Genomic DNA, 1970 nt, shown 5'->3' with positions numbered 1-1970 from the left:
CGAATCCAAGTATTGAAAAAGCAGTGAATGATTTCAATAGTGATTGGTATGATGTTTATGGAGAAGGTAAAGGTATTTGTGATTTATAAGAGAAAACTGTAGTTCGTGAGGACTACAGTTTTTGGACTATCTGTCTAATGAAATAACAAAAATGAGATGTTAAAATAACCCTAGAAAGGGGTTGTTAAAATGAGTTGTCATCGTATTGGTCTAGGAATGAATTCAGTTGTTGAAAAATCAATTGAAATGTTTGAAAATGAAGAAATAGGCTTAAATGCTTGTAAGAAAATTATTGTTGCCTGTAGAAATGGTATTTATTGGTGTGATGGGAATGAAGATGAAGCTATTGCCTGTATTATTGATTGTTATTGTGGTAATTGTTTAAGAAAGCTTCATCAAGAGTATCGAATTTGTGTTGATAGAAATCGGTATGATGTTGTGACTCATTATTTATGTGAGGATTGTTATCAACATCTTGTTTATGAAGAAAGTATATTAAAAAAGCACGTATATGTTGAAAAAACGGCATAATAAAAAAGTCAGATTTTCTGACTTTTTATTTTGAAATAATTTCCACACCATCTTCTGTAACAAGGAAAGTATGTTCCCATTGAGCAGAAAGTTTTCCATCATCTGTATAAACTGTCCAATCATCATTATAATTTAAGTGAACATGTCTTGTTCCTTGATTAAGCATTGGTTCAATTGTAAAAACCATTCCTGGAACAATCAAAACAGTATCTTCTTTTGTTTTAAAATGGAAGACATAAGGGTCTTCATGCATGGTCATTCCAATACCATGACCACAGAATTCTTCAACGACACTATAGCCGTTAATATGTGCATATCTTTGAATTGCTTTACCGATATCTCCAATATGACTTTTCCATGGCTTGATAGCTTTCATCCCTTCATACATCGCTTCTTTTGTGATTTTAACAAGTTTTTTAGCTTCATCTGAAACATTTCCCATCATAAACATACGTGAAGCATCGGCATAGTAACCATTTAATTCACTTGTAGCGTCAACGTTAATAATATCTCCATCTTTTAAAATAACATCAGAAGAAGGAATTCCATGACAAACGACATCATTAATAGATGTACAAATACTTTTAGGATAGCCTTCATAATTTAAATCAGCAGAATGTGCATTGTGTTCCTTTAAATATTCTCTTGTAAGTACATCGATATCTTCAGTCGACATACCAATTTTTATATTCTTTTCGATATGATCTAATAACCCATTATTTACAACAGCTGCTTTTTTGATTCCTTCAATTTGTTGTTGATTTTTAATCATTGATCTAGGAGGTGTCATCACTCCTCTTTTTTTGTAATAATTAATTTTTTTGTCAAATTCGCGGTGACAAACTTCATAGTCTAAGCCACTTCCGCACCAACATTTATTCATTTGTTCTACCTCTTTTCGTATCTATTTTAAACATCTCATTTTATAATGTAAAGAAAGATGATAATATGATTTTAATGGAGATGATAAAATGGAAATTTTAGATATATGCGATGAATTAGGAAATCCAACAGGAAAGACAGTAGAAAGAGAAATTGCACATCAACAAGGAATCTTACATCGTACAGCTCATGTTTGGATCTTAAGAAAAAAAGAAAATAAAATACAAATATTATTACAAAAAAGAAGTGAACAAAAAGATTCGTTTCCTGGCTGTTATGATATTTCAAGTGCAGGACATATTCCTGCAGGGGATAACTATGGTCAATCGGCGGTAAGAGAGTTGAAAGAGGAATTAGGAATTGTTGTAAGGGAAAGTGAATTGATTGATTGTGGAAATCGTAGATTTCATTTTGAAGAAATTTTTCATGGTCGTTTATTTAAAGATAATCAAGTAAGTAAAATATTTGTTTTATGGAAAGATTTAGAAGAAAAAGATTTTGTTTTTGTTGATCATGAAGTAAGTGAAGTTAAATGGTTGGATTTTGAAAAATGTTAT

Annotated in this window: 3 protein-coding genes; 2 read left to right on the top strand and 1 reads right to left on the bottom strand. The window is 30.8% G+C overall.

All coding sequences use genetic code 11. From position 1 onward, the window contains the following. Positions 1-189 precede the first annotated feature (189 nt). Positions 190-531 (top strand): hypothetical protein, encoded by a 342-nt coding sequence (locus tag OCV55_RS12100; RefSeq protein WP_147580738.1) that lies wholly within the window; start codon positions 190-192, stop codon positions 529-531. A 25-nt stretch (positions 532-556) separates the two neighbouring features. Here the strand turns inward: OCV55_RS12100 and map are convergent, their stop codons facing one another. Continuing rightward, positions 557-1414 carry a type I methionyl aminopeptidase gene (gene map, locus OCV55_RS12095; protein WP_032089639.1) on the bottom strand — a complete coding sequence of 286 codons (858 nt, stop codon included), beginning with the start codon at positions 1412-1414 and terminating at the stop codon, positions 557-559. An 88-nt stretch (positions 1415-1502) separates the two neighbouring features. On the opposite strand from map, the gene OCV55_RS12090 reads away from it, so the two are divergent. Further along, a partial coding sequence (locus OCV55_RS12090) for an NUDIX hydrolase (protein WP_147580740.1) occupies positions 1503-1970 on the top strand: 468 nt, incomplete at its 3' end.

The organism is [Clostridium] ammoniilyticum (assembly GCF_025566905.1).
GTDB lineage: Bacteria > Bacillota_I > Bacilli_A > Erysipelotrichales > Coprobacillaceae > Faecalibacillus > Faecalibacillus intestinalis.
The sequence above is the reverse complement of the archived record's forward strand: the minus strand, read 5'-3'. Positions and strand labels throughout refer to the sequence as shown.